Origin of the sequence: Lysinibacillus sp. 1 U-2021 (assembly GCF_029916965.1) — a bacterium.
In the GTDB taxonomy this organism is placed as follows: domain Bacteria; phylum Bacillota; class Bacilli; order Bacillales_A; family Planococcaceae; genus Lysinibacillus; species Lysinibacillus capsici.
Genome location: NZ_CP123966.1, coordinates 1,281,816 through 1,307,868, shown reverse-complemented (window position 1 = coordinate 1,307,868; position 26,053 = coordinate 1,281,816). Strand labels below are relative to the sequence as shown.

The following is a 26,053-nucleotide window of genomic DNA, read 5'->3' as shown; positions in this document are numbered from 1 at the left end:
TAAAACTAAGTTTAGTCCTTCAATACGACATGTATATTTCATCAAGCTTACATAATCCTTAATTCAATAAAAAAACAGGTAAAGAATATTTACTCTCTACCTGTTACTTACTATGCTTTCGCTATTTCTTCTTTACAGAATGTCAAAACTCCTTCTAGTTCATCATCCTCTAATGCAAAGTCTAAATATTCACCTTCAGCCTTTTCCATGATGAAGTAATTTAATATAAATGGTTCTTCGTCTTTTTCACCAATTAGGACACGAATTTCAATGCCAGCTTCGTGATAAAGCTCATCCTCTTCATCAATTTCTACATCCAGAATAAATTCATAACGCTTACCTTCAATAATATTTGTTGGGTCTAAAATTTCTTCCATTGAGAATTGTGTAATTTCCATTATATTTGCTCCTTTTTCTTTAGCTGTTCTTTTCTATATTAAATCAATTTCAGCATGGGTCAACTAGAAAACCCGTATACACTTGTAGTTAATTATGCCACAATGAAATGGAATTAATTTAGAACTAAATTTCCCTACATACAAGGAGGCTTTTTCATGAAAGAGCTATTATATTATCAAGACGTTATGTTACAAGAGTTTGATGCAACTATTATTAGTAAAGGAACTGACGAATCCGACCGTCATTATGTTGTACTATCGAACACCGCTTTCTATCCAACTGGTGGTGGTCAACCTCACGATACAGGTACATTGAATGCGTTGGAGGTCATAGATGTTGAAAAAGTGGATGATGAAATTCGTCACTATATTGAAGGTGATCTATCGACTTTAGATGGTGTGGTACATGGCAAGTTAAATTGGCCAAGACGATTCGATCATATGCAGCAGCATGCTGGGCAACATATTTTAACAGCTGCTTTTGTAGAGCTTTTTAATGCGCAGACTGTAAGCTTTCATCTAGGCAGTGAGCAAGTTACAATTGATCTTGCTATAGAAACGATTTCTGAACAACAGCTTGCAGCGGCAGAAGCAAGAGCCAATGACATTATTTTAGAGAACCGCCCCATTCAAACTATCTGGGTTACAGAGCAAGAGCTGTGCAACTATAATCTTCGTAAAGAAGTTGCAGTGACGGGAGACATTCGACTTGTGATTATCCCTAATTTTGATTACAACGGTTGTGGTGGCACTCACCCTACATCCACAGGGCAAGTTAGTACCATCAAAATATTAGGGACCGAAAAAATGAAGGGCAATGTGCGCGTTTCTTTTGTGTGTGGTCAACGCGTTTTGACTGAGCTTGACATGCGGAAAAAAGTATTAGCGGACGTTGCTCGCCAATTAAGTGTCCCTGAGATTGATGCTGCCACAGCACTTACAAAAGTTTTATCTACTCAAAAAACTACAGAAAAAGCACTCGCTGCTGCGAAAGAGGAATTACTCACGTATGAAGCAAAGGCACTTGTTAATAGCGAAGGTGTCGTAACGGCTGCTTTTAATCAGCGAACAATGCAAGAGCTACAAAAAATAGCCCGTATGATTGTTACGGAACAGAAAGATGTAATAGCTCTACTTGTGTCTGAAAATGAAGGCAAACTACAATTCGTTGCAGCAAGAGGTAATAATGTTTCAAAAAGCATGAAGGATGTTGCCCAAAAGGCACTGCCGCTTATTAATGGTAAGGGTGGCGGAAATGACCAAATGGTACAAGGCGGTGGCGATTGCGCCATTTCTAAAGAAGAATTATTAGCAGCGATGCAAGACGCTTAATTGCATTATAATAGAGGAGCTGTTATTAATAGACAGCTCCTCTCTAATTTAATATTTAAATTTTTGAATGGCTTCATATAAACGTTTTGCCATTTCTGATAGTTTTTCAGTTTGATTGTTCATTACTGCTACCGTCTTCAACTGTTCCGTTGTTGCATCTGTTACCTCATGCACATAATCACTTGCCGCATGTGCAGTAGCTGCCATTTCTTCCATAGATGCGGAAACTTCCTCCGTATTGGCAGACATTTGTTCAGCTGAAGCATTCATTTCTTCAATTTGACCTGCTATTTCTCCTACTGCTTGAACCATTTCCTCGAAGCGTTCTCCTACTGCCTCAATGGAAGCTAAACCACGCTCAACATTATCTTCACCAGATTCTGCTGCTTTCACTACTTCTAATGTATAAGATTGAACTTTTTCAATGAGCACATTAATTTTAGTAGCTGATTCTGCTGTTTGCTCCGATAGCTTGCGAACTTCTTCTGCTACAACGGCAAAGCCTTTACCAGCATCTCCTGCCCGTGCTGCTTCTATAGAGGCATTCAATGCCAATAAATTGGTTTGATCGGAGATATCGGTAATCATTTTTGAAATTAAGCTAATTTCTTCTGACTCTTTTTCTAGCTTGTGAATAATTGATAGTTCATCTGTTGTGCCTTGCTGAATCTCATTCATACGTAAAACGGATTGTTGAACTGCATGATTGCTTTCACTAATTTTCTGGGAAATAAAATCTGTATTACAAGCAATTGTGGAGGCAACTTCAGCTACGTTTTGTATCCCTATCGCCATTTGTTCCATTGCTGAGGCACTTTCCTCTGCCATCACAGTTTGGCTTTGTGCCCCTCGATCTACTTCACTTATTGCACCAGCAATTTGCTTTGAACGCTTTGTTACTCCATTTACATCTCCCATTAAATCACACGCAGCTTCATTCACTGCCGTTGCTTCTCGACTCACTTTGGCTATCATTTCCCGCATATTATCAGTCATGCGATTTAATGCACGTGCCATCGTTCCCATTTCATCAATACGTTTCAAATATTTTTCTGGAATTTCCTGTGTAAAGTCACCTTCCGATAAGCCCTCACTAATGCGAAGTACATGTCGAAGTGGTCTACTAACAGAGCGAGAAATGGCAAATGAGATGCATAGCCCAAGTATTGAAACTATGATCGTAGTGACAATGAAGTTCGTCTTAAGCTTAGAAAGCCCTGAAAACATCTCATCTTCTAATGCGATAACCCCCATTTTCCAACCATTATCGAGGGTATGATAGCCCATTAGACTAGTTCCTGTATCTTCCGTTTCAAAAGAAAAATAACCGTTATCATTAGCAATCATTTCTTTAGCAGCCATTGCTCTGCCTGTCTTGATACCTGTTTCGTCTGCTTCCTTAATTGGATTGTATTGCTCCTTCACATACGAGTGATTATTATGTCCAATAATTGTTCCGTTAGCGTCTAACATAAATGCATAGCCACTGTCTCCAACCTTAATGCCTTCTACAATTTTAGATAGGTAATAGCCGTCAATACGTGCTAATAATAAAGCTTTTTCACCTGTCACTGTGTCAATTGGAGAAACGATTAAAATGACTGGTTCACCTGTTACACGACTAATCGTAATGTCAGACATGACAGACTTACCAGTAAAACCTTCTTTTACATAATCACGATCCCCTAGATCAGCTGTTGTATCATCCAGATAATGGGCAACTCCATTAGCATTGATAATGCCAAAACCTAAGTAATTTTCATTACTGGCAAGACGTTTCGATAGATACTGTTTCTGCTTTTCAAAGTCCATGCTCCGAACTGCCTCTTGCTCTGCAATTGCTTCCACCTCTACAAGTGTTAATTGGAAGTGTTCTTCTATGTATTGGGAAACATCCTCTGCTCTAGATACCAAATTAGATTCCACCTGCTCATTCACAGCTTTTGTACTATTTATCCAAGTAGAGAGCCCAAGCGTGCCACATGTTACAAATACAAGAGCTATAATTGCAACTATTAATTTACCGCCAATACCTTTTAACCACATTTCTCTTTTTCTCACTTCTTCCATTATTAGCTATGCAATTCGCAAATTTTCACATAACTTCAGAGTAAAGTCACTAAAAGTAGAAGTCAACAAAAGTTTTCCAATATGATTAATAAATGTATAATAATACCATTTTCACTATCTTTATAGTGCTAACAATTTTCTACAAAATTTTCAATTCATAGATCCATCTTGTCATTAAAAAAGAGAGTACATCATGCTAATGGAGGAAATTAAAACATTTTCCAACAAAAATTGATTATAATTCACATTTTTTGCTGATTATTAAAGATAGGATCCGTTTAACACATTTTGAGGGGAGGATTTCCATGAGTTCAGACAAAAATAATGTTTCTCGTCGAGATTTTTTAAAAACTACTGGTATTGCTGCTGGTACATTAGTCGGTGGTGGTCTAATTGGAGGATTAGTAGGTTACAACATCAATGGTAAAGGTACTTCTACCCTAGAGCATGGTGGTCATGAAACAACGAATGAGGCCACAGGCTCACCAAAAGCTAAGATGTTTTTCAGAAATGAAAAAGATTTTAGTATCTTATCAAAGGCCACGGAACGTATCTTCCCAGAGGACGATTTGGGACCAGGAGCTATTGGTTTAGACGTTCCCTATTTTATCGATCATCAACTTGCAGGAAATTATGGGAGTAACTCTAAAGAATATATGCAAGGTCCATTTGATGTAGGTGCCCCAACTCAAGGCTACCAGAGCCGTTTAACGCGAGCAGAAATTTTTAGACAGGGTATTCAAAAAATGGAGGATGAAGCACAAAAGCGTTATAAGAAAAGCTTTAACGATTTAGATGGTAAACAAATGGATGAAATATTAACTGCCTTCCAAAAAGGTGACATAGAAATGGTTGGGGTTACTTCCGCTTTCTTCTTTACATTATTACGAGCGGCTACATTAGAGGGAGCTTATTCTGACCCTATGTATGGAGGAAATCGCAATATGGATGGCTGGCGTATGAAGGGCTTCCCTGGTCACCAGATGGCTTATATTACACAAATAGAAGATGCCAAGTTCCAAAAAATTGAGCCTAATCCATTAGGCAATCACTAAGGGGGGATACAAAATGGCTAAAACATTACCGAGTGTAGACGTTGTAACAGTTGGTGTAGGTTGGACTGGCGGTATTGTCGCTGCTGAATGTGCTAAAGCTGGCTTAAAGGTAGTTGGTTTAGAGCGAGGTCAAAAGCGTGGGACCGAGGATTATTTAAATGTTCATGACGAATACCGTTATGCCATCCGATATGATTTAATGCAAAATCTTTCTAAAGAGACCGTAAGCTTTCGGAATGATCGCAATATGAAGGCATTACCAATGCGTCAGCTTGGCTCCTTCTTACTTGGAGAAGGTCTGGGTGGATCAGGAACACATTGGAATGGAATGACTTATCGATTTTTACCCTATGATTTTCAAATCAAGACATTAACAGATAAACGTTATGGACCAAATAAGCTTGGACCAGATTATCTGATTCAGGATTGGGGATTAACATATGATCAGCTTGAGCCCTATTTCGATAAGTTCGAGAAAACAGCTGGTATTTCGGGTGATGATAAAAATAAATTTAGTGGAAAGCGTTCGAATCCCTATCCAACACCGCCTATGAAAAAAACGCCTATGCTTTCACAATTCGAAAAAGCTGCAACAAACCTGAAGCTAACACCTTATATGGTTCCATCAGCTAATGTATCAGAGGTTTATAAAAATCCTGATGGCGAAACAATCAACGCTTGCCAATATTGTGGTTTTTGTGAACGCTTTGGATGCGAATATGGTGCAAAGTCGTCCGCAGAAATTACTGTTGTCCCTACAGCCCTGAAGACAGGGAATTTTGATTTACGCTTTAATTCCAATGTTGTTGAAATTTTAAAGCAGGGTAACAAGGCTACAGGTGTAAGATATATCGATACTGTTTCGGGAGAAGAATTTATTCAGCCAGCTAATGCTGTTGTATTAACTAGTTATGTCTTTAATAATGCCAAGCTATTAATGGTCTCTGACATTGGTGAAAGGTATGACCCTACTACTGGCAAAGGAACACTTGGCAGAAACTATTGCTATCAAATCTTGCCTGGTGCCGCTGGGTTCTTCGAGGAACAATACAATACATTTATGGGTGCAGGTTCGTTAGGCATGTGTATAGACGATTACAATGGGGATAATTTTGACCATAGTGATTTAGATTTTATTCACGGAGGTAATATTGCACTTACACAGACAGGTACGCGACCAATCGGCTCAAATCCAACACCGCCTGATACGCCTACTTGGGGACCAGAATTTAAAAAGCAATCCATTTATTACTATACACGTTCATTTGGGATTGGTGCGCAAGGTGCATCTATGCCACATAAGGAAAACTATATATCACTGGACCCTACCTATAAGGATGCTTACGGGCTGCCATTAACTCAGTTAACATACAATTTTACTGATCAGGATCGAGCTCTTCATAAATATATCTCTGCACGTGCAGCTGACATTATGAAGGAGATGGGTGCAAAAACTATTGTCCCTAACGCGGAAATTACTGATTACAATATCGTGCCTTACCAAACAACGCATAATACAGGTGGTACGGTAATGAGCTTAACACCAGAACAAGGTGTTGTGAATAATTACTTACAGCACTGGGATGTTGATAACCTTTTCGCAGTAAGTGCTGGCAACTTTGCACACAATAGTGGTTATAATCCAACAGGCACATTAGGGGCACTTGCCTACCGTTGTGCTGAAGGAGTCATTAAATACAGTCAATCAGGTGGTTCATTAGTATAAAAAATCATTCTAAAGGAGGCAAGACTTATGGGAGGTCTAGGAGCAATTGGAGTACCTGGGTTAATCATTATTTTAGTGATTGTATTAATTGTATTTGGCCCAAAAAAATTACCAGAAATCGGTGGAGCGGTTGGTAAAACGTTTGCCGAATTTAAAAAGTCTACTAAGGGACTTATAGATGATGAAGATGATACCGTGAAAAAGGTCGAAAAAAAATCTGATGCTTCGTAGGAGGGTTTCCTATGGATCCATATGAAGACGGAAAAAGAAAATATTTAAGCCCCCTAGATAAACCACAAGCCGAGCCTCCAAAGCCAGTGGAGGCTTTAGTTGAAATACCTACGGTAGCAATTGAAGAGGATCATGTGTCAGATGAACCCCTGATACCTGTTACCTCATTATTGGAGCATCTTAGTGATTTACGTAAGCAAATTATCAAAGGGTTAACGGTTTTTATTTTATTTTTCATTGTTGTCTTTTCTACTATTAATATTTGGTTTCCCTTCATAACGCGAGGTCACTCACTCGTTATTTTAGGACCACTAGAAGTAGTTAAATTTTACATGACGATTTCAACAACTTTAGCTTTTGGTCTTGCAATGCCTTTCCTCGTCCACTTTCTTTGGAGCTTTATTAAACCAGGCTTAAAAGAAGAGGAAAGTCGATTTTTAGGCCTCTATGCACCAATCATGTTAGTTCTATTTTTAGTAGGAGTAGCTTTTGGCTATTTCGTCGTTAACCCACTTAGCTATACATTCTTAGTAAGCATTGGGGCTACCAATTTCGATGTCATGGTATCAGCAAATGAATATATGCACTTTTTAATCATGACTACAGTACCGCTTGGTCTATTATTTGAGTTACCGATTGTTGCCCTATTCTTATCAGCCATTGGTGTACTGACTGCTGAATCCATGAAAAAAATACGAGGCTGGTCTTATATCACAATGGGCGTAGGCTCCGCTGTTATCACGCCACCAGACTTTTTAAGTCAGTTACTCGTATTAATACCAATGATTATTTTGTATGAAATAAGTATTTACCTCGTTAAACGTATAGAACGCAAACAAATTGAAAGCACTGCGTAAATTTTACGCAGTGCTTATTTTTTCTTTAGATCCATCACAATAATTTCTGGTAGATTAAAAATGCGATATGGTACTGAGCTATTACCCAGCCCTCTACTAACTACCATTTTCGTCGCGCCCGCTTCGTAGACACCAGCTGTATATTTTGGGAACAGACCCTGTCCTGGTGCAACAAGTCCTCCAAGCCCAGGAATACGAACTTGCCCACCATGCGCATGTCCCGAAAATACTAAATTTATGTGATAATTTACATACGTATTAAATATTTCTGGTCTATGTGCTAGTAACAACTTAAACATATCGTCTGGCAAATTGGCCGTTGCTATGTCCAGCATATCTTCTGTTGTTCTACCCATTAACGGATCCTCAATACCAACAATCGCCAAGCGCTCCCCGTCGCGCTCTAACACGGTCGATTCGTTGGCCATAATATGTACCCCTAACGATGACAGCGCCTCATAAATTTCATTCACCTTATTCGTCGCTACCTCATGGTTTCCTAGTACATAATAAACATCCGCTATTTTTACTAGTCCTTCCACTGCTTGTAGACTTTGTTTTAAATTATAGCGATTACTATCGATTACGTCACCTGTGATAAAAATATAATCAGGCTTTGTATCCTTTACCTTAGCAATCAATTTTTGTTGCTTGTCACCAAAGACAGCGTCATGTAAATCCGAAACTTGTACAATGCGTAGCCCATCAAAGCTGTCAGGCACACTTTCTGATTCAAACACATGCTTACTTACAACTAGCCAGTGATTGTTTACGTACAAAAAAATGACTATAAAAACAACAAAGAAGATCCCATATAATAATTTTTTCAATCGCAATCGCTCACTTTGTGGCTACTTTTTTCAGAAATATTTCTGACTTTCTTATTATAAGCAAAAAACAGAGTGATTGTAAGTATATGCACTTTAAATACACAAAATGCACAAATACACTGAGCTTTAAATTTTTCTCATTAGCTTATGATACACGGTTTAATCTATTTTTTGTTAACTATTGCATGCTATACTATGGGTAGAAAGGCATATTTTATTATCCACTCATAATACGCCACGATTTGGGAAATGCATCTCATTTACTAAAGTGCGAGAATACTAATAAACTTAAATCAGTTAAAGGAGAAAAAATTGCTGTACTGTAGGTAATGATCCAATTAGATTGGACGGTATATGGTGTTTTACCACCTAATAAATTACATAATTTTCAGAATTGAGTGATTTTAGAGTCCAGCTTCCATCGCTACATGCAAGTAGAAAATTGATGAAGAAAAATTATTTAAAGCCAGTTACGCTACATAATATTCTAAATTTAGATGATAAGAGGTGAAAAAATGTTAAAAGCCATCATAGTAGATGATGAAATTTTAGCAATTAATTTATTAGAAGCCACGTTACATGATAATAGCGCTGTTACTATTATTGGAAAATTCATAAATCCACTAGAAGCTATAGCAAACATTCCTACACTTAAACCTGATATTCTTTTTTTAGATATAGATATGGCCGAAATGAATGGTATTGAATTTGCTAATAAGATTGCAAACTTTCCTTTTTTAATGGACATTGTATTTGTCACTGCCTATGAGCGTTTTGCAATAGAAGCTTTTAATGTACAGGCTGTTGACTATATTTTAAAGCCTATTGAGAAAGAGCGTTTAATGAAGACAATCAAGAGAATATTCATGCGTAGAAAGCAATTTCAAGTTAAAGCTGCTGTACACCACATAGAGGAAGATGCTCATATAATAGAGGATTTTCACTTTCATGTTCATTCTGGAAGAGTATATATCGGTAACACAGCATTAGCCCTATCTACAAAGGAATTTCAAATTTTTTTCTTTCTAGCACAACGACCAGGACAAATTTTTCCCCCATCAGAGCTGTATAAGCTTATTTGGGCAGAGGAAAGTATCGGGCATACACAGGCATTGAAGGTTCATATTAGTAATTTACGAAAAAAGCTAGAATCCGCTGCTGGCCATAGAGCAAAGATTATAACAGTGAGGGGTTCGGGATATAAATTCCATTTCGAGCCATGAAAAGAAGGGCACTGCGATTACATTATGAATCGCGTACCCTCTTTTTTGGTTATTTTTTTGCGGCTTCTTGAATCTCATAAAATGCCCAATGGTGTTTTGGAACATCTTTAAATAATGGTGTTTGATCTTCAATGAGGACTTGACGTTCAAACAGTCGATTTAGTACCTTCACTGCTTGTGCACGTGTTAACAATCCATCTGGATTGAATGTATCTGCTGTTATTCCTGTCATAATTTCCGCTGCATTGACAGTATCAATTGCTTTTGCTGCCCAATGATGGACGCTCACATCTTTGAATGCTGCACTTTGTGAAGTTGGTGGACAGAAATCTGCATCAGGACGTTCTACACATTGCTGTTCTATCCAGCGCGCAGCCACTGTAGCCATCTGTGCACGTGTAATCAAGCCGTTTGGATTAAAGTTAGTTGCTGTAACCCCTTTAAACAGACCCTTCTCCTTCGCAAATTCGATTGCATCTTTAGCATCGTGTTGGAATGTATCTGTATAGGTTGCCTTTGCTTGCGGAATGGCATTACCTGTTAATTGACGAGCAAACATACTTGCCATCTGTGCCCTTGTAACAGGTGCATTTGGACGGAAGGTACCATCTGGATAGCCTTGAATGTAAGGTAGATGTGTAACACCCTCAGTAGTTGGTTCCTTCACTTCTTCTTCCTTCTCTAGTAAGTAGAGAATGGAGAAGGTGGAGAACTTATTCACCTCAAACTGTAAACCTGTTATTCCCTTTTGATATTCTACACTCTTCCCACGCACAACTTCTTTTGTGCCATCACTATGCTCGATAAAGATCGCCAAATTGGCAAGTTGTTCATCTGTTAAATCTGTAGGCAATGGCAATGTTAATTTAACAGGACGGCTTTGCATATTGGTTTCAATGGTCATTGGGCGACCAAGCAACTCAACAACCGCATTTCCTGCCAACTGCTGTACAACCCTTTCCTTTTAGCTTGTTCTTTAATATCCAATTGATCAGCCAGCCCTTTTATAGGGACAAGTCGGAAATAGAGATTATCATTAAACGTTTCCAACGAAGTTTTCGGCACTTCAATTCTAACGTTATCGGTAACAATTTCGAGATGGACTGCTCCATTTTGCAGAAGTGACAGCACATTTTTCGGAATGGACACCTGGACTTGATTTACTTGATCCTTCTCATCTGGAATGATAATCCTTGCTTTATCATTCCCTTGTTCCTTTAATTTCCTAATTGTCTCTGTTGCGCTCTGGGCCGTTAATGTCACTTCATCGTTTATAGTGTTATCTACATTTTTTTTTCGTTTTATTGTTGTTTTAGAAACTAGGTCGCCATCACCAGACTCAACATCTACCACAATTTCCTCTACATTGGTTGAAGGTGTTGATGCACCAGAATCAGGATTCGCTGAAGGATCGGTATTACCGCCACCTGTATCATTACTAATCCATTTTGCATAGATTACTGTGCTAGCTGTAATTGCAGTATCAAATTTAAATGGTGTTGTATAGGCATTATTTGTATACCAGCCAACAAATGTATAGCCGGCTTTCGTTGGCTCAATCGTAGGCTGACTTGCTTTTTTACCATGTTCTACCGTTTGATTTGAGATAGCACTACCGCCGTCGACATCAAAACTCACTGTATACATCACAGGATTCCATTTTGCATAGATGGTTGTGCTCTCGGTAATGGCACTATTAAAATCATATGATGTTGTATAAGCATTACTTGTATACCAGCCACCGAATATATAGCCCGCTTTCGTTGGCTTTTGGGCTGGCTGACTTGCTTTTTTCCCATGCTCCACCGTTTGATTTGAGACTGCACTTCCTCCGTTGACATCAAAACTCACCGTATACGTTATTGGTATCCATTTTGCGTATATCGTTGTGTGCTTAGTAATGGCACTATTAAAATCATATGGTGTTGTATAGGTAGTACTCGTATACCAGCCACCGAATGTATGTCCCGCCTTGGTTGGAGGCGGTGGCTCCGTCGCCTTCTCACCATGAGCTATTGTTTGTGAAGCAACCGTACTTCCTCCGTCTACATTAAAGCTCACTGTATGTGTCACAGGACTCCATTTGGCATAAATCGTTGTGTCTCCTGTTATCGCAGTATCAAAATTAAAGGGTGTATTTCCCGTACTGCTTGGGTACCAGCCACCGAATGTATGTCCCGCCTTGGTTGGAGGCGGTGGCTCCGTTGCTTTTTCTCCATGAACTATTGTTTGTGCTGGGACTGTACTTCCTCCGTCTACCTCAAAGCTTACAGAATATGCTTTAAGTGTAGTTACATTCACCATAGTATAGGCTGTTTTATTTCCTGCTGCATCCTTCACTATGATGTTAAAATAGTAGGTTGTATTTTGTAATAAATCAGGTATATCAAATGTTGCGATATCCTTTGAATAGTTTCCTAAAGCAATGCCATTTGTCTCTATATGACTAACTGTATCAATATTGTTACTTGTAGATTGATAAACTTGATACTCTAAATCTTCTGTAGAAGTAATATTATCTGTTGCTTTTAGCCAGTTTAATCTCACGCTATTATTACTATTATTCTTAACAAGAATAGATGGATTGCTTATTTCTGGAGGTATTAAATCTTCTATACTCGTAACTGGTGCACTTACATCCAAATGATAAATCCTCACAAATATATCTGCAACTCCATCTGTTCTACTAATTCTAATTTCATCGATATTTTGCCATGGTTCTCCCGTTAATGGAACTTCAATTTTTTTAAAAGGCATGTACTGATTTATAACTACAGCTCCGCTAACAAATGTATTATCTCTATATCCTTCTATTTTGAGTTCTACAATTTCATTAACCGCACTTTCTAATCGTAATGAGTTTAGCTTAAAATTTCCTTTAATAGACTTAATAGAAGCTGTAGTAACAATACCAGGGTAACCCGACATCCCTAAACTCTTATCAGTTGGATAAAAATCGTCAATATCATTGTTACTATTATTTGAATCATCAAAAGTACCATCAATTTTTAATAATGCAAATTTCCAATCTCCTATAATACGGGGATTTGTTCCCACGCCGTCACTAGATTCAAAATCCTCGCTTGATGGAAATGTAGTTGCTGAAACTCTTGGAACCTCTACAATTGTCATCGAAGAAAGATTTAGTACCATCATACAAATGCACAGAATGCCTATCTTTAACCTAGAAAATATTTTCATCATAACACGCCCCTAAATTACTAAGGTCTCGGTGGATATAGTCCTTCGATACAAATAATATAGTTCACTGCTAAATAAGGTTGGCGATTATCAAATGAAGTACCACTACCTGTCTCTCCTATTATCCCACTAATTGATACATCACCAGTTACCGGGGCATCAAAGGACTTTAGAGTGCCGTTTGAAGTATTCTTACTATAAATATTAGCGTCCCTGCCATTAGAAATGCCTTTTCCGAGGGTACTGTTATCATCTGGAATATTAGTCGTACCATCATTATTTACAACTGGAATAGCCACACTAGCACTAGCGTTTTTAAGGATACCACCTGCGCTACTAAAAAGATGATTGTGTCTAGGTAAATTATTTATACTTAAAGTCGTCTGCTCTGTACCACCCTTACTACCATTCGAATAAGATGATATTCCTGCATCTCTTTGTCCCCCCATATCGGCACCTACTGGAACACGGCCATTAAGGTTGGGCAAATTAAAAACCGTTTTTCCATCCCCTCCGTATTGAAATCCAATCACTGCATACAAAGCTTGGTATTGATTAATTTGTAATTGTTGTCCATTACAAAATAACCATCCTCTTGGGGCATATGTTCCTGCCCAAGGTAAAATTACACCTATAAATGCTTCCATAAATATCTCTCCTTAAGTTTATTTTCTCCAGTACATATCAAATGTTGCTTCTTTATCCATGACAATCTTAAACCCTAGCTTTTTATATAACTGATAGGCAGCTATATTAAATTTAGCCACTTCAAGTTCTATGCCCTTCATATAATGAGTTGCTTCCTTCATCATAGATTGAATAATATACTTCCCAATACCTTTGCTTCTCCACGTATGAAGGAATCCTATCCAAATTAATCGATAGTCTGTATTTGTTTTATCAATGGTATATCTCCCGATTGGCTTCCCTTTATATTGAACAATTATCTTTTCTGCCCTCGGGAACATCTTCTTAGTTTGTACATCATCTAATTCATATTGTTGTTGTACAATACTTTTCCTTACATTTTCATCCTCTATATAGGATAACTCCATTCGTGATTCTTCAAATATTCGATATAATACCGCTTGGTCTTCCTTTGTAGCGAGACGTAAGCTTATTTCACCAAAATTTATCGAATTATCAGAAAAATTAGATGTAATTCCTTTCATATTTATCACCATACAATCAATTACTCTTAGGAGTTCTTATTTGTAACAATGATGGAACGCACAAAGTTATGCCCTTTTTCCGGTAGTTTTTCCCAACTATCTATATGAAATTGATGATCAGCCAAGCATTCAGCTCTATTTTGACTTTTTTGCGGTACGTCTAATGATAACGAGATGGTACCATAGGATTTTTCACCTGGCTGTACCTTATCTCGCCAAGAGCACGAACATTCATAGCCATTAGGCCCTGTTGAAGCCTTAATTCCTAAAGCCTGAATAGTTGTATTAGGCGGAACATTCATAGGCTCTTTGCCCTCAATATCCTCTGTATTCCAAATACCCCAAGTTCTCTCCTTATGAAAAACTTCTAATTCACGATCTGTTGCATTTGTTATCATTAACGAAAAAGTCCAAGTTGCCATTTTAATTCTCCCCTCCTGTTGTTACTTTTATCTTTGCATTATCCATAACATCGAATTCATGTGTACGGTTCAAAATTGCGTAATCCCATTCGGATGCTCCGATTAAGGTTGTCACATTTTCTTTATCAGTTCGATATAAAAGAATCATCTTACTAAAAATCCAAGGTATAACATCCATATCTTTATCGTTTGGTGCTTCAAATTCTCTATCAATTGACTTTCTTTCTGTTTGTTGTTGTTCTGTAGTCACAGAATTTAATATATTAAACTTCGCTCTTAATTCCGTCTGTAATTCTTGCTCAACACTCGCCTTCACTATCTTATCTTCAGAAACTGAAGCTTTTTCCGAAAATTTCAGTGCGGTTTCAATCGTGCTAACCTTTTCTATTACTTTTTTACTTGTAGTCGATATAAATCGTTCATCTTTTACTTTTATTTTTCCTCTTCTAGTGACAGTTTCAATTTTTGAAGCATCTGCTCTTATGCAAGTAACCTCAACAGAAAAATAATCATTAACTTCACGCTTTTTTAAATAAAGGCTATCAAAATCTACATCATTAACCCCATCCCAAAGTTTTTTCGAAATTTTAAATATAGATGTTTTAAATATTGCTTTCTTTTCAAAGTTAACTCCGCTAGGAATATACTGATTTAGATCAATAGTTTCTACATTCTCAACAACTTTTAATGAGTCTATTTTGGACCAATCTGTATATAAACTATTAGGTACTTCCTTTTTTCTAATCCTGTCCATCTTATTCGAAATCTGTATATCTCGAACAAAGTTATGTCCATCATGAGTAATACCCTTCCATCCATTCACTTCAAAATACCCATTCGCTCTGCAAGTTGCTTCATTGGGATTGTTATATGGCACATTAACATAAAGGCTTACTACACCATATGGTTCCAGCATATTCCCTTCATAATTCTTGTTATTATCCTTCCATGAACAAGAAAATTCGTAACCATTCGGACCAAAGGCAGATTTGACCCCAACGGCCTGTATTGTTTGTCCTGCTTTAATTGATTGGGGTGCTTTATCCTCTTCACCATTTGTATTCCAGTATCCCCAGTGCAATTGTGATTCCACCAATTCTAAATCTCGATCTGTGTCATTTGTAACGTTTAAACTAAATGTCCATGCCATAGCTTGGTACCTCCGATTAAAATATTTTAATATTCAGAAATCAATTTATATAAAAATAATTCTTATTACCTAATAAAAAATCTAAATGTCATATTTTTTAGTTCTTTATAACTTTTTTTCATTATATTATAGGTCCATAGATTCCGCTATGAGTTTATTCCATTTTTTAGGTTAATTTTTCTTAACCTTTTAACTTCTAATCAGAAATCTACTGATTAAAATGCTAATAAACAAAAGAATCTGCTAGAGAGCTAGCAGATTCTTTTGTTCAACTTATTAATCTAATTGGAAGCGGCAGAAGATCTTCCATACTAGCTCATTCCGATTTGAGACATTTACTTTTTGAAAAATTACCTTTAAATGATCTTGTACCGTGTAGGTTGAAATATCAAGATTATAAGCAATCTCTTTTGTAGGAATCCCTTTAATAACTTCAAATACTACTTCCTTTTCTCTAGGGGTAAGATTATAGGCCGTTATTAAGAAATTGAGCATTTCTCTTGATGATGCTTCATTTATTAATAAAGCAATTTGCTGTTCTTTTTGGCTCGTCAGCAAAAGTGATGCCCGAATAGCGATATAGCCTGTATCTTTGATAGGTACTATTAAAGAAGTATTTGAATTGTAATTGTCAGCAAGTAGTTTTGCGCAGATAGCTTGAATAGGCTTAGGAACTTGAATTTCTGCTAAACTTTCATACTTTCTTAAAATGGATAGCAATTCACAAGCTTTGGTATTACTTGAAAGAATTTTTAACCCTTTATCAAAAATAACAATGCCTTGTTCTCCTTCTACAGCTGGAATTCTCTCCTCAATAATATAATGATGGAACTTCTTTAATGATTCGCCCATAATTGGCATCAGTCTTTTTAAAAGCACTAGATCTTGATCTTTAAATAAAGACTGCTCATTTTTAGCTCTTTTGAAAAGTGTTAAAAAACCATAGCATTGTCCTTGGTAAGTTAATACGGCTCTTACTTCATCACTAAAACCATTGGGCATTAAAACTTCTCTATAGCGAAAGCTTCGACTTGAGGAATCACTTAACCTGCCTATGTTTTGCCCACTGTGCACTAAGAATCCATATTTATTTACATCTTCTGTCGTATATTCCAAATCCATAATTTCCTGATGAATCGCCTCTATTGATTGTTCAGTGACTGCTCCTACAGAAAAAAGTGTATGTGTATCCGTTAATGTACAGCAATACGCATCAAAATTTATATGTGTCCGTAGAGCTTCGATCATCAATTGGCGATATTCGAATGAATTTTTGCTGTGCTTTAAGCAATGGTCAGATTTTTGTTGCCAATATTGTGTTTCCTTCATAAACACCTACCTCCCCCCAGAAATATGGGATAGTTCTTTTTTTCTGAAAGTTTATAATTGAGAATAATTCTTAATTGAATTGTACAGAAGTTCAACAAGGAGGAATACTATTTTGAAGTAAATGTTTACTTTTTATTGTCTTGCTAGCTACTTCCGTTATTAGTGGCTGCTCAGAGAAATCGTCTCAAGCAATTGTGGGTGGTGAGAATTCAGATTAAAGCTACTATTAGTGCCCCTAACTCACCTGCTATTTTTCCAAGCATCCTGTTGGCAGAACAAAAGAGGATATTGAACTTATTACCTGGGAAACAGTAGATACCCTTTTAGCTCAAATACAAAAAACAAGCACAATTTATGGTACTTCCTCTTAATATGGGAGCTAATCTATATGCAAAAAGAGTGCCATTACAACTTATAGGAGGTTTAGCACATCAAACTATTTTCGTACCTAGTCAAGGTGGTCTACCAGATATTTTTATGGAATAGTCCACACAAATACTAGGTGACTTCACTAAACAATCATCAAAATGATTGCTTAAAGATGAAGAAATTGCTCTCAAAATCTTAACGCATAAAAATAAATTGTTTTGGAGGTATTTTAATGAATAGATCTATACATAGCTGGGACAGTCCTTCTGTCAACAATTATCAACAGTCCATTCGACAAAAAATCATAGGCTATGATCTTATTTATGACATGATGGTCAATATACTTCAGAATTTCACTCCTGCAAATAAATTTTTAGTGGTAGGTGCTGGAGGTGGACAGGAATTACTCACTTTAGGCAAATCATTTCCTTCTGCCCATTTCACAGCAGTCGATTCCTCAAAGGAAATGCTGGAGCTGGCTGCTAAACAAATTGAATCGCTACCACATCGACCTACTATTATGTGGGTTGAGAAGGATCTACTATCCTTAAGAGTAAATGAGGTCTTCGATGTAGTTAGTTGTCATTTGGTTTTGCATTTCATAGAAAGCCTTGATCAAAAGAGAACAATGCTTCAAAAGATTGCGGATAGCTTAAAAGAAAATGGAGTGTTATTTATTTCATCGATAAATGCTGATTTAACTTCGCAAACGTTCAAACATGAGCTTTATTATTGGCGAAGCTCCATGCTTCATAACGGAATAGGTGAGGATCATTGGCAACGCTTTGAGCAATCCTTTAGCGTCACAACCCATCCTATTAATCTTGAATTGCTTATTAATTTACTGAAAGAGGCTGGCTTTACAACAATCCTTCCCTATTTTAAAACACATATGATTGACGCTTTAGTCGCTATTAAGGGAGAAACTACTATATGAAAAATGGGAATATCTTAATCATCGGAGGCTATGGTGAAGTGGGAGGGAAAATTGCAAAATTATTGTTGCAAAGCTATCCCAGCAGAATATGGATTGCCGGAAGAAATATAGAAAAGGCTAAGGATTTCTGTGTCCAGCACAAAAACTTAGTAAGACCTCTTCAATTGGATGTGTCAGAAAAAATGCATCCAGAGCAATTAGAAAATGTAGCAATGGTCATTATGTGTCTAGAGCAAAAGGATACTGCATTTGCACAGCTCTGCTTAAATGAAGGGATTATCTATATCGATATTACTGCAAGCTATACCTTTCTTAAAAAGTTAGAGGCACTCCACTCACTAGCGGTACAAAAACATTCTACAGCCATTTTTAGTGTTGGTATGGCTCCAGGATTGACCAACTTAATGGCCATGCATGCTGCAAGGCAATTATCCTCCCTCGAGAAGATGCATATTTCCATCTTACTTGGGGCAGGCGATACACATGGCACTGCGGCAATTCTTTGGATATTACAACAATTAAATAAACCCTTTAGTAGCTACAACAATCAGAAGGTTGCTAATTTTACTAATAAGAGAACCGTGAAATTTAAAAAGATTGGGAAACGAAGTGTGTATCAATTTAATTTCTCTGACCAGCATACATTAACAAAGCATTTCCCTTCTATTCCTATCGTCACAAGATTAGGCTTTGATGTTGAGCCACTCAATAAATTCGTATCCTTTTTACAAAAGAGTAGAATTGCTTACTTATTAAAATTTAACCGTATACAAATCTTGCTCGCTTCACTTATTCAAAAATTTAAAATTGGTTCTGATGTGTGTGGCATACAAATTGAAGCCATTGGGAAAAAACATCATAAAGAAGTAATATTTACATTAGACTTTCTTGATCGCGATGAATCTCTCGTAACAGCGAAAGTAGCAGCATTTATAGCTAAAGAATTTCTTAACAATAAACATCCAGCAGGAGCCTATCATATTGAGGAATTATTTACATTAGACACCTTACAGACTCAATTTGATATGTCCCTTCAATAAAAAAGGCATTTAGCTCTCATCTAAACGGAGAAGCTAAATGCCTTTTGTTTTTTTATAAGACCTTCTCTAAAAAATCCTTTGCACGCTGTGTTGATGGCGCTGAAAAAAACTGTTCTGGAGGAGCATCCTCAATGAGCTTGCCGCCATCAAGGAAAAGAATACGATCAGCAACCTCACGAGCAAAGCCCATCTCATGTGTCACAATCAACATGGTCATCCCAGAATCTGCGAGGTTTTTCATAACAGCCAATACCTCTTTAACCATTTCAGGGTCAAGTGCCGATGTAGGCTCATCAAATAATATAACTTTAGGGTCCATGGCAAGTGCTCGCGCAATAGCAACACGTTGCTTTTGTCCTCCCGATAAACGATTTGGATATTCTAGACGCTTCTCAAACAGACCTACCTTCTTTAGTAACTCTTCTGCTTTGTTGATAGCTGTAGCCTTATCCAAACCCTTCACATTGATTGGCGCATATGTTAAATTTTCAAGCACAGTTTTATGAGGGAAAAGATGAAAATGCTGAAATACCATACCTACTTCTTCACGTATTTTCATTATATTTGTCCCTTTATCTGTCAGGACATCCCCTGCAATCGTTACCTTCCCACTTGTCGGAGTTTCCAATAAATTTAAGCAACGAAGAAATGTCGATTTACCTGATCCTGAAGGTCCGATAATAGCAATTACTTCTTTTTCTTTAACTTCAGTTGATATACCCTTTAGTACTTCATTCTGCCCATAAGATTTGTGTAAATCTTCTATTTTAATCACTTTTTCTCATTCCTTTCTCGATTCGTTTACCAAGGAACGTTAAAACAAGCGTCATAATGTAATAGATTACCCCTGCAAAAAGTAATGGCTCAAGATAACGGTATGTCGAACCTCCTACAATATAGGCACGACGCATAATATCTAATGCACTGATTACTGTCACAACTGCTGTTTCTTTATTTAATGTAATAAATTCATTTACTAAGGATGGTAAAATATTTTTTACTGCTTGCGGAATAATAATATCCTTCATCATTTTTGCATATGGAATACCCAATGCTTGTGCAGCTTCCATTTGTCCTTTATCAACTGCATTGATACCAGCACGGATAATCTCCGAAATATATGCACCTGAATTTAAACCAAAGGCAATAATAGCTGTTGGAATAGGCTCAATTTGGATATCTAGTAATTGCGGTACTGCATAATAAATAATTAGTAATTGTAATACAAGAGGTGTACCGCGGAAAATCGACGTATAGAAATCAGCAAACCAACGTAAAAAATTCACTTTACCAATTTTACATAATGCTAAAAGTATACCTACGATAAAACCAATGATGGATGCACCAATTGCAATTTGAAGTGTAACACCTATCCCTTTTAAAATATAAGGAATAGAGGGAACGATAGCTGTAAAATCTAAATTCACAGCGCTCCCTCCTTTCTTTTTCATCATGATGTAGCTTTGTTTTTTGTACCAAGCACAAATTTAGAAGAGGCTTAAAGGATAATAATGAAAAGCACAAGCGATAGCCCAAAAGTAGAGCTATCGCACGCAATTATTATTCAGCTTTTTCTAACCATTTTTCTTCTAGCTCTTTGATTTTGCCTTCTTCAGCTAGCTCTTTTAAAGCTTTATTAATTTTATCTTTTAAATCGCTTCCTTTTGGAACAGCGATTGCTTTGAAATCTTCAGGCTGTTCTTCTACAGGAAAAGCTTCTAATTGATCATTCGTTTTTAAATAGCCTTTCGCAACGCCACCCTCTAAAATACCTGCGTCTAAACGTTTAGACATCATATCTTGCACAATCTCAGGGATTCGCGTACGTCCTTCTACTGTTACATCAACCTTTTTCGCAATTTCATTACCTAAGTTTTCCTGAATAGATGCAGTTTGTACACCTATTTTTTTACCAGCTAAGTCAGCTTCTTTTTTAATACCGCTATCCTTTTTAACAAGGATTACTTGCTCTGTTTCATTATATTTATCTGAGAAATCTACCACTTTTTCACGCTCTGGATTCGGTGTCATACCAGAAATAACGACATCAATTTTCCCTGCTTGAAGTGCTGGCACTAAACTGTTAAAGTCCATATCTTGCACTTGCATATCAACGCCTATTTTTTCTCCAACTAATTTGATTAGATCAATATCAAATCCAATAATTTCTTCGCCTTTTGCTGCATCCACATATTCAAATGGCGCATAGTCAGCTGATGTACCAACTTTTAATACTTGCTTACCCTCTGTATCCGTAGTAGATCCTGTATCGCTTGCATTATTGTCTTTAGTGCCACATGCTGCAAGTACACCTATTACTAGTACCAGCATCATGATGAATAACTTGTTCTTCATAAACTGTAACTCCTTTTATTTATAATTTATTGTGTATGAGAATACATTTCTCGAATATAGTTGATTGGATATTTATTCATGTTGAAGAATAAAAAATCTATCTGCTAATTAAGATATACTCTTTTGAAATAATAATCAAGATAAACTAAAAAAATTTTAGCTAAATATTATATGCATAATTTTCTGATAAGTCAATTTATTTTTGTTTTCATTCATTTTACATAGTAACTTTACTATTTTCCGTTTTAGCATTATTTATTCCTCCATCATAAAAACAACTTAATTTCAACAGTTCAGAGATAGAGATTATCGCCATCCTTTAAGCTCGCAATATTTAGATTTCATCGCTAGTAGGAATTTTGTATGAATGCCGTAAGTTATCTTGTATAATCCAAATAAATCATTTGAAAGGGATTTTTACGATGAAAAAATTATCGTTATTGCTCGCAATTATTATTGGCTCAGTGCTGATAGCAGGCATTACCTTTTTCTTAACTCAACCTAAGTCGCATGGGCCGCAAGCGATTGAAGGTGTGATGGATTTACGTCATCATTCATTTCACGATAATACGCCTATCAAATTAGATGGGGAGTGGGAATTTATCCCGAATCATTTAGTGGACGGTGAAGCCTTTGATTCCTATCAAAGCTATCTTGTTAATGTCCCTTCAGCTTGGACAAAATATACAATTGATGGGCAACAAATACCTGTATTTGAAAGTGGGACTTATCGTCTCAAGGTTTTAATCGATGATACCGAAGATATTTTAGGAATTAAAACGAGTAACATTCGAATGTCGAACGCATTGTATATTAATGGAAAGCGAGTTGGACATAGTGGAGAGCCAGCTGAGGATAACAGCTATACACCCCACAATACCCCATATACCGCTTATTTTTCGCCTGATAAAAAAGAACTTGAATTAATTGTTCATGTAGCCAATTTTGATTATGCGCCAGGAGGAGGAATTATTAGCTCCATTTTTTTAGGGGATCAATCTAGTATTGCAAAGCTTCGAGAGGGTGCCATATTCTACGATTTAATTACCCTAGCAGGTTTTTTAACAATGTTTATCTACTTTTTTGGCTCATATCTTTATTCAAAATTTGGTATAGAACAGCTTTACTTCTCTATATTTTGTTTCGCAAGTGGGGTTTACACCCTTACTCATGGCGAAAAGTTATTACTAGACTTTATAAATATTTCCTATGCTCCATTTCAGAAAATGCAAATGATCTCTAGTATAGCTGTAGGCCTTTTTATATTGTTGTATTTTTATCGTGCTCTAATAAAACATATGAATCGTTTAGTTGTGAAAGTGTTTTGTGCAATAGGTACCCTTCTAATGCTGGTTGCATTGCTTCCAACATCCATTAATTCACTATTTCAGAATATCAACTCATTGTATGTATTCGCAAATATTGTTTATATCTTCTATGTACAAATTATAGCAATTTACAAACGTGCTACTGGAGTAATGTATTTAACATTAAGCTCTCTAGCCATTTTGCTTTATTTTATCGTTGCTACTTTAAATACAAATATTAATCTTGAACTGAGTGCTCTACCACCATTGTTGCCATTTATTTGCCTGACAATGCTTTCCCTATATATTTCTCATCGTTTTGCAGATTCTTATTTAGAAAAAGGCAAGCTAACGGAGGCACTGATACGTGTAGATAAATTAAAGGATGAGTTTCTCGCTAAAACATCTCATGAATTCCAAACGCCCTTACATGGCATTATAGGCATTTCACAATCTATGCTGAAGGATAATAGTTTACCTATCTCAGCGGACGAACAAAAAGAAAAAGTATCACTTATTTTCAATATTGCAGAACGTCTATCCTATTTAGTCAATGATTTACTTGATTTTTCAAAGCTGAAGGAGAATGAATTAACATTGCGGATGGCATCTGTTGATTTATATGCCATTACACATATGACTGTTGAAGTGCTTTCCTACACGATTAGCAAGAATGTCAAAATTTATAATCATATAGAACGGGGAACCTTTGTCCAAGCTGATGAAAACCGTCTTCGCCAAATTTTATATAATTTAATTCATAACGCAGTGAAGTATACAAATGAAGGAAAAATTGATATAACTTGTTATGAGAAACAGTCATTCCTTGTGATTGAAGTTAAGGATACTGGGTGTGGGATAGCACCAGAAAATTTAAAAACCATTTTTAACCCGTTCCAACAATTCAATTATTCAATCGGTGGCAGTGGATTAGGTTTACATATTACAAAGGAGCTTGTCGAGCGGCAGGGTGGAAAAATATTTGTGGATTCTATTGTCGGACAAGGTACTACCTTTTCATTCAAATTACGAAAAGGTCTGCCGACAAATGAGGAATTACCTTCAATGCCAATCCAAACATACCAGCATCCTTTCCTAACATTCCCACATATTGTTGAAAAAATAGGAAAGAAAAAAATTCTTATTGTGGATGACGATGCTGTTAATTTAAAGGTACTAATAGATATATTGACCCAAGAAAACTATTCCATTATAGCAATTGATAACGGACATCATGTATTTGAGTACCTTACACAACAACCTAGTATTGATTTATTAATTTTAGATATTATGATGCCCTCTATTTCTGGCTATGAGATATGTCAACAGGTTAGACAAAATTACACGTCTACAGAGCTACCTATTCTAATGTTGACTGCGGCGGTTCGACCAGAGGATATGATTGCAGCCTTTCAATCTGGTGCAAATGATTTTTTACATAAACCTTTAGATGCTACCGAGCTAAAGACTAGGGTTCGCAATCTTCTTTTATTGAAGGAGTCTGCAGAAACAGCTGTGAAAATGGAGACCGCGTTTTTACAAGCACAAATTAAACCTCATTTTATTTATAATGTCTTAAATTCCATTCTGTCCCTAAGCTATTTAGACTTAGATAAATCACGGGCAATGATTACAGATTTTGCTACATTTTTACGTAATAGCTTTGCCTTTGAAAATGCCAACAGTCTTGTCCCTTTGGAAAAGGAGCTTAGTCTTATTGAGGCCTATGTAAATATTCATCGCACTAGATATCCTGAGCAATTAGAATTTAATATTTGCATGGATGAGCCTATCCAATGTCTTATTCCTCCTTTACTGCTTCAGCCTTTAGTTGAGAATGCCCTTCTTCATGGTTTGAAAGTCAGAAAAGAGCTTAGCGAGCTACAATTAGTTATAAGGCAGGAAGAGCATATGGTGATTTTCCAACTGATTGACAACGGCATTGGGATATCTTCAGAGCTTTTAAGACAAATTCAAAATGGTGAAAAAACAGCTAGTCAAGGCATTGGTATTTTAAATATTTCCAAACGATTAAAAAAATTCGACAACGCTACTATCCATTTTGATAGCCACGAAAACAAAGGAACGACTGTTGAAATAAGATTTCCAATAATTACTTTATAGAGGATGTGAGCAGCTTGTTAAAAGCAGTTATTATAGATGATGAAATTTTAGCCATTCGTTTATTAGAATCCATGCTAAAGGCAAGTGACTCTATTGAGATTATTGGAACCTTCCAGAATCCAAAAGATGGTTTAGTAAATATCGGCATGTTAAAACCTGATATTTTGTTTTTAGACATTGAAATGACTGAAATGACTGGTCTTGAATTTGCTTCTAAAATAGAAGATGTCTCAAGCTATATAGATATTGTCTTTGTTACAGCTTATGAAAATTATGCGTTAGAGGCCTTTAATGTTCAGGCTATAGATTATATTTTAAAGCCAATTGACCACACCCGACTCTTAAAAACAATTGATAGGCTACTTGAACGAAGGCAGCAAAAAAAGCTGATACAACCAATTGATCATGCTTCTGTAAATGAAGGGACCAAAATTATTCATACATTACACTTCCATATACACTCAGGAAAAGTTTCAATTGGTGATACTGTATTAACTTTATCAACAAAAGAATTTCAAATTTTGTTCTTTTTAGCACAGCATTGCAATCAAGCTTTTCCAGCTGTCGAGCTGTACCGACTTATTTGGGACGAGGATAGCTTTGGACAAACACAAGCCTTACGAGTTCATATCAGCAATTTAAGAAAGAAACTCGAAGCAATTCCAGGACACACAGCTAAAATTTCTATGGTAAGAGGCTCTGGCTATCAATTAATTTTTCAAGCTGAATAATTTAAAAGGGAAGTTGATTAAACCGAGCAACTTCCCTTTTCCTCTTGAATTGCCCAATGATTACTGATTAGAATCCACTGCTCTCTCATCTAGTTCAAAAATTTTATCCCCTTGGAACAATCAATTCATCAATTTTACAATTCTATTTTTCATTTTTTTTGCACTAAAAAGACTGTTTGCTTTAGGGCAAACAG

At 36.5% G+C, this 26,053-nt stretch carries 23 protein-coding genes; 10 read left to right on the top strand and 13 right to left on the bottom strand.

Annotated features, from left to right (window positions below; genetic code table 11):
- Nucleotides 1-110 precede the first annotated feature (110 nt).
- Entirely contained in the window at nucleotides 111-398 is a 288-nt protein-coding gene (locus QH639_RS06890; RefSeq protein ID WP_237899071.1) for a DUF6509 family protein, read from the bottom strand.
- A gap of 156 nt (nucleotides 399-554) precedes the next feature.
- On the opposite strand from QH639_RS06890, the gene QH639_RS06885 reads away from it, so the two are divergent.
- Nucleotides 555-1,730: an alanyl-tRNA editing protein gene (locus QH639_RS06885; protein ID WP_281115857.1), complete on the top strand. Its 1,176-nt coding sequence runs from the start codon at nucleotides 555-557 to the stop codon at nucleotides 1,728-1,730.
- Between the two features lie 48 nt (nucleotides 1,731-1,778).
- Here QH639_RS06885 and QH639_RS06880 read toward each other — a convergent pair whose 3' ends face one another.
- Complete coding sequence (locus QH639_RS06880; RefSeq protein ID WP_281115856.1) at nucleotides 1,779-3,776, bottom strand: methyl-accepting chemotaxis protein; 1,998 nt, start codon at nucleotides 3,774-3,776, stop codon at nucleotides 1,779-1,781.
- Between the two features lie 329 nt (nucleotides 3,777-4,105).
- On the opposite strand from QH639_RS06880, the gene QH639_RS06875 reads away from it, so the two are divergent.
- The 4 genes from QH639_RS06875 to tatC are packed head-to-tail and all read left to right on the top strand — an operon-like array spanning nucleotide 4,106 to nucleotide 7,669.
- Nucleotides 4,106-4,855 carry a gluconate 2-dehydrogenase subunit 3 family protein gene (locus tag QH639_RS06875; protein ID WP_131522166.1) on the top strand — a complete coding sequence of 250 codons (750 nt, stop codon included), beginning with the start codon at nucleotides 4,106-4,108 and terminating at the stop codon, nucleotides 4,853-4,855.
- Nucleotides 4,856-4,868: 13 nt separating this feature from the next.
- Nucleotides 4,869-6,581, top strand: a complete 1,713-nt coding sequence (locus QH639_RS06870; protein ID WP_131522165.1) for a GMC family oxidoreductase — start codon at nucleotides 4,869-4,871, stop codon at nucleotides 6,579-6,581.
- 27 nt (nucleotides 6,582-6,608) lie between these two features.
- Complete coding sequence (tatA, locus tag QH639_RS06865) at nucleotides 6,609-6,812, top strand: twin-arginine translocase TatA/TatE family subunit (protein WP_237899067.1); 204 nt, start codon at nucleotides 6,609-6,611, stop codon at nucleotides 6,810-6,812.
- 11 nt (nucleotides 6,813-6,823) lie between these two features.
- Complete coding sequence (gene tatC, locus QH639_RS06860; RefSeq protein WP_281115855.1) at nucleotides 6,824-7,669, top strand: twin-arginine translocase subunit TatC; 846 nt, start codon at nucleotides 6,824-6,826, stop codon at nucleotides 7,667-7,669.
- Nucleotides 7,670-7,683: 14 nt separating this feature from the next.
- Here the strand turns inward: tatC and QH639_RS06855 are convergent, their stop codons facing one another.
- Complete coding sequence (locus QH639_RS06855) at nucleotides 7,684-8,499, bottom strand: metallophosphoesterase (RefSeq protein ID WP_131522162.1); 816 nt, start codon at nucleotides 8,497-8,499, stop codon at nucleotides 7,684-7,686.
- 515 nt (nucleotides 8,500-9,014) lie between these two features.
- On the opposite strand from QH639_RS06855, the gene QH639_RS06850 reads away from it, so the two are divergent.
- Nucleotides 9,015-9,722, top strand: coding sequence for a response regulator transcription factor (locus QH639_RS06850; RefSeq protein ID WP_237899059.1), 708 nt, complete (start codon nucleotides 9,015-9,017; stop codon nucleotides 9,720-9,722).
- 49 nt (nucleotides 9,723-9,771) lie between these two features.
- Here QH639_RS06850 and QH639_RS06845 read toward each other — a convergent pair whose 3' ends face one another.
- The 7 genes from QH639_RS06845 to QH639_RS06815 form a co-directional block, all read right to left on the bottom strand.
- On the bottom strand, nucleotides 9,772-10,665 hold the full coding sequence (locus QH639_RS06845) for an S-layer homology domain-containing protein (RefSeq protein WP_281115854.1): 894 nt from the start codon (nucleotides 10,663-10,665) through the stop codon (nucleotides 9,772-9,774).
- Complete coding sequence (locus tag QH639_RS06840; protein ID WP_281115853.1) at nucleotides 10,623-12,926, bottom strand: InlB B-repeat-containing protein; 2,304 nt, start codon at nucleotides 12,924-12,926, stop codon at nucleotides 10,623-10,625. The genes QH639_RS06845 and QH639_RS06840 overlap by 43 nt, the downstream gene beginning before the upstream one ends.
- Nucleotides 12,927-12,943: 17 nt before the next feature.
- The gene (locus QH639_RS06835) at nucleotides 12,944-13,570 is read right to left on the bottom strand and encodes a phage tail protein (RefSeq protein WP_131522158.1); all 627 of its coding nucleotides are present in this window, start codon (nucleotides 13,568-13,570) and stop codon (nucleotides 12,944-12,946) included.
- Nucleotides 13,571-13,588: 18 nt separating this feature from the next.
- Nucleotides 13,589-14,107, bottom strand: coding sequence for a GNAT family N-acetyltransferase (locus QH639_RS06830; RefSeq protein WP_131522157.1), 519 nt, complete (start codon nucleotides 14,105-14,107; stop codon nucleotides 13,589-13,591).
- Nucleotides 14,108-14,121: 14 nt separating this feature from the next.
- On the bottom strand, nucleotides 14,122-14,517 hold the full coding sequence (locus QH639_RS06825) for a hypothetical protein (protein WP_131522156.1): 396 nt from the start codon (nucleotides 14,515-14,517) through the stop codon (nucleotides 14,122-14,124).
- A gap of 1 nt (nucleotide 14,518) precedes the next feature.
- Nucleotides 14,519-15,667 (bottom strand): hypothetical protein, encoded by a 1,149-nt coding sequence (locus QH639_RS06820; protein WP_131522155.1) that lies wholly within the window; start codon nucleotides 15,665-15,667, stop codon nucleotides 14,519-14,521.
- A gap of 276 nt (nucleotides 15,668-15,943) precedes the next feature.
- Nucleotides 15,944-16,996 (bottom strand): helix-turn-helix transcriptional regulator, encoded by a 1,053-nt coding sequence (locus QH639_RS06815; RefSeq protein WP_237899056.1) that lies wholly within the window; start codon nucleotides 16,994-16,996, stop codon nucleotides 15,944-15,946.
- A 601-nt stretch (nucleotides 16,997-17,597) separates the two neighbouring features.
- On the opposite strand from QH639_RS06815, the gene QH639_RS06810 reads away from it, so the two are divergent.
- Nucleotides 17,598-18,302 (top strand): class I SAM-dependent methyltransferase, encoded by a 705-nt coding sequence (locus tag QH639_RS06810; RefSeq protein ID WP_237899055.1) that lies wholly within the window; start codon nucleotides 17,598-17,600, stop codon nucleotides 18,300-18,302.
- Complete coding sequence (locus tag QH639_RS06805; protein WP_237899053.1) at nucleotides 18,299-19,342, top strand: saccharopine dehydrogenase family protein; 1,044 nt, start codon at nucleotides 18,299-18,301, stop codon at nucleotides 19,340-19,342. The genes QH639_RS06810 and QH639_RS06805 overlap by 4 nt, the downstream gene beginning before the upstream one ends.
- 52 nt (nucleotides 19,343-19,394) lie before the next feature.
- Here the strand turns inward: QH639_RS06805 and QH639_RS06800 are convergent, their stop codons facing one another.
- From QH639_RS06800 to QH639_RS06790, 3 genes are all read right to left on the bottom strand, one after another.
- Complete coding sequence (locus QH639_RS06800; protein ID WP_054548544.1) at nucleotides 19,395-20,117, bottom strand: amino acid ABC transporter ATP-binding protein; 723 nt, start codon at nucleotides 20,115-20,117, stop codon at nucleotides 19,395-19,397.
- Complete coding sequence (locus QH639_RS06795) at nucleotides 20,110-20,769, bottom strand: amino acid ABC transporter permease (protein WP_036075291.1); 660 nt, start codon at nucleotides 20,767-20,769, stop codon at nucleotides 20,110-20,112. Before QH639_RS06795 ends, QH639_RS06800 begins: the two co-directional genes overlap by 8 nt.
- A 133-nt stretch (nucleotides 20,770-20,902) precedes the next feature.
- The gene (locus QH639_RS06790; protein WP_131522150.1) at nucleotides 20,903-21,697 is read right to left on the bottom strand and encodes a transporter substrate-binding domain-containing protein; all 795 of its coding nucleotides are present in this window, start codon (nucleotides 21,695-21,697) and stop codon (nucleotides 20,903-20,905) included.
- Between the two features lie 422 nt (nucleotides 21,698-22,119).
- Here QH639_RS06790 and QH639_RS06785 point away from each other — a divergent pair, with 422 nt between their 5' ends.
- Together QH639_RS06785 and QH639_RS06780 are read left to right on the top strand one after the other, a co-directional pair.
- Nucleotides 22,120-25,128 carry an ATP-binding protein gene (locus QH639_RS06785; RefSeq protein ID WP_281115852.1) on the top strand — a complete coding sequence of 1,003 codons (3,009 nt, stop codon included), beginning with the start codon at nucleotides 22,120-22,122 and terminating at the stop codon, nucleotides 25,126-25,128.
- Nucleotides 25,129-25,142: 14 nt separating this feature from the next.
- Entirely contained in the window at nucleotides 25,143-25,859 is a 717-nt protein-coding gene (locus QH639_RS06780; protein ID WP_237899047.1) for a DNA-binding response regulator, read from the top strand.
- The last annotated feature ends 194 nt before the right edge of the window (nucleotides 25,860-26,053 follow it).

What these genes read in the sequence shown, in the direction of transcription:
- QH639_RS06890 (WP_237899071.1), bottom strand. Translation starts at nt 398, where the DNA reads ATGGAAATTACACAATTCTCAATGGAAGAAATTTTAGACCCAACAAAT.
- QH639_RS06885 (WP_281115857.1), top strand. Translation starts at nt 555, where the DNA reads ATGAAAGAGCTATTATATTATCAAGACGTTATGTTACAAGAGTTTGAT.
- QH639_RS06880 (WP_281115856.1), bottom strand. Translation starts at nt 3,776, where the DNA reads ATGTGGTTAAAAGGTATTGGCGGTAAATTAATAGTTGCAATTATAGCT.
- QH639_RS06875 (WP_131522166.1), top strand. Translation starts at nt 4,106, where the DNA reads ATGAGTTCAGACAAAAATAATGTTTCTCGTCGAGATTTTTTAAAAACT.
- QH639_RS06870 (WP_131522165.1), top strand. Translation starts at nt 4,869, where the DNA reads ATGGCTAAAACATTACCGAGTGTAGACGTTGTAACAGTTGGTGTAGGT.
- tatA (WP_237899067.1), top strand. Translation starts at nt 6,609, where the DNA reads ATGGGAGGTCTAGGAGCAATTGGAGTACCTGGGTTAATCATTATTTTA.
- tatC (WP_281115855.1), top strand. Translation starts at nt 6,824, where the DNA reads ATGGATCCATATGAAGACGGAAAAAGAAAATATTTAAGCCCCCTAGAT.
- QH639_RS06850 (WP_237899059.1), top strand. Translation starts at nt 9,015, where the DNA reads ATGTTAAAAGCCATCATAGTAGATGATGAAATTTTAGCAATTAATTTA.
- QH639_RS06840 (WP_281115853.1), bottom strand. Translation starts at nt 12,926, where the DNA reads ATGATGAAAATATTTTCTAGGTTAAAGATAGGCATTCTGTGCATTTGT.
- QH639_RS06835 (WP_131522158.1), bottom strand. Translation starts at nt 13,570, where the DNA reads ATGGAAGCATTTATAGGTGTAATTTTACCTTGGGCAGGAACATATGCC.
- QH639_RS06830 (WP_131522157.1), bottom strand. Translation starts at nt 14,107, where the DNA reads ATGGTGATAAATATGAAAGGAATTACATCTAATTTTTCTGATAATTCG.
- QH639_RS06825 (WP_131522156.1), bottom strand. Translation starts at nt 14,517, where the DNA reads ATGGCAACTTGGACTTTTTCGTTAATGATAACAAATGCAACAGATCGT.
- QH639_RS06820 (WP_131522155.1), bottom strand. Translation starts at nt 15,667, where the DNA reads ATGGCATGGACATTTAGTTTAAACGTTACAAATGACACAGATCGAGAT.
- QH639_RS06815 (WP_237899056.1), bottom strand. Translation starts at nt 16,996, where the DNA reads ATGAAGGAAACACAATATTGGCAACAAAAATCTGACCATTGCTTAAAG.
- QH639_RS06810 (WP_237899055.1), top strand. Translation starts at nt 17,598, where the DNA reads ATGAATAGATCTATACATAGCTGGGACAGTCCTTCTGTCAACAATTAT.
- QH639_RS06805 (WP_237899053.1), top strand. Translation starts at nt 18,299, where the DNA reads ATGAAAAATGGGAATATCTTAATCATCGGAGGCTATGGTGAAGTGGGA.
- QH639_RS06790 (WP_131522150.1), bottom strand. Translation starts at nt 21,697, where the DNA reads ATGAAGAACAAGTTATTCATCATGATGCTGGTACTAGTAATAGGTGTA.
- QH639_RS06785 (WP_281115852.1), top strand. Translation starts at nt 22,120, where the DNA reads ATGAAAAAATTATCGTTATTGCTCGCAATTATTATTGGCTCAGTGCTG.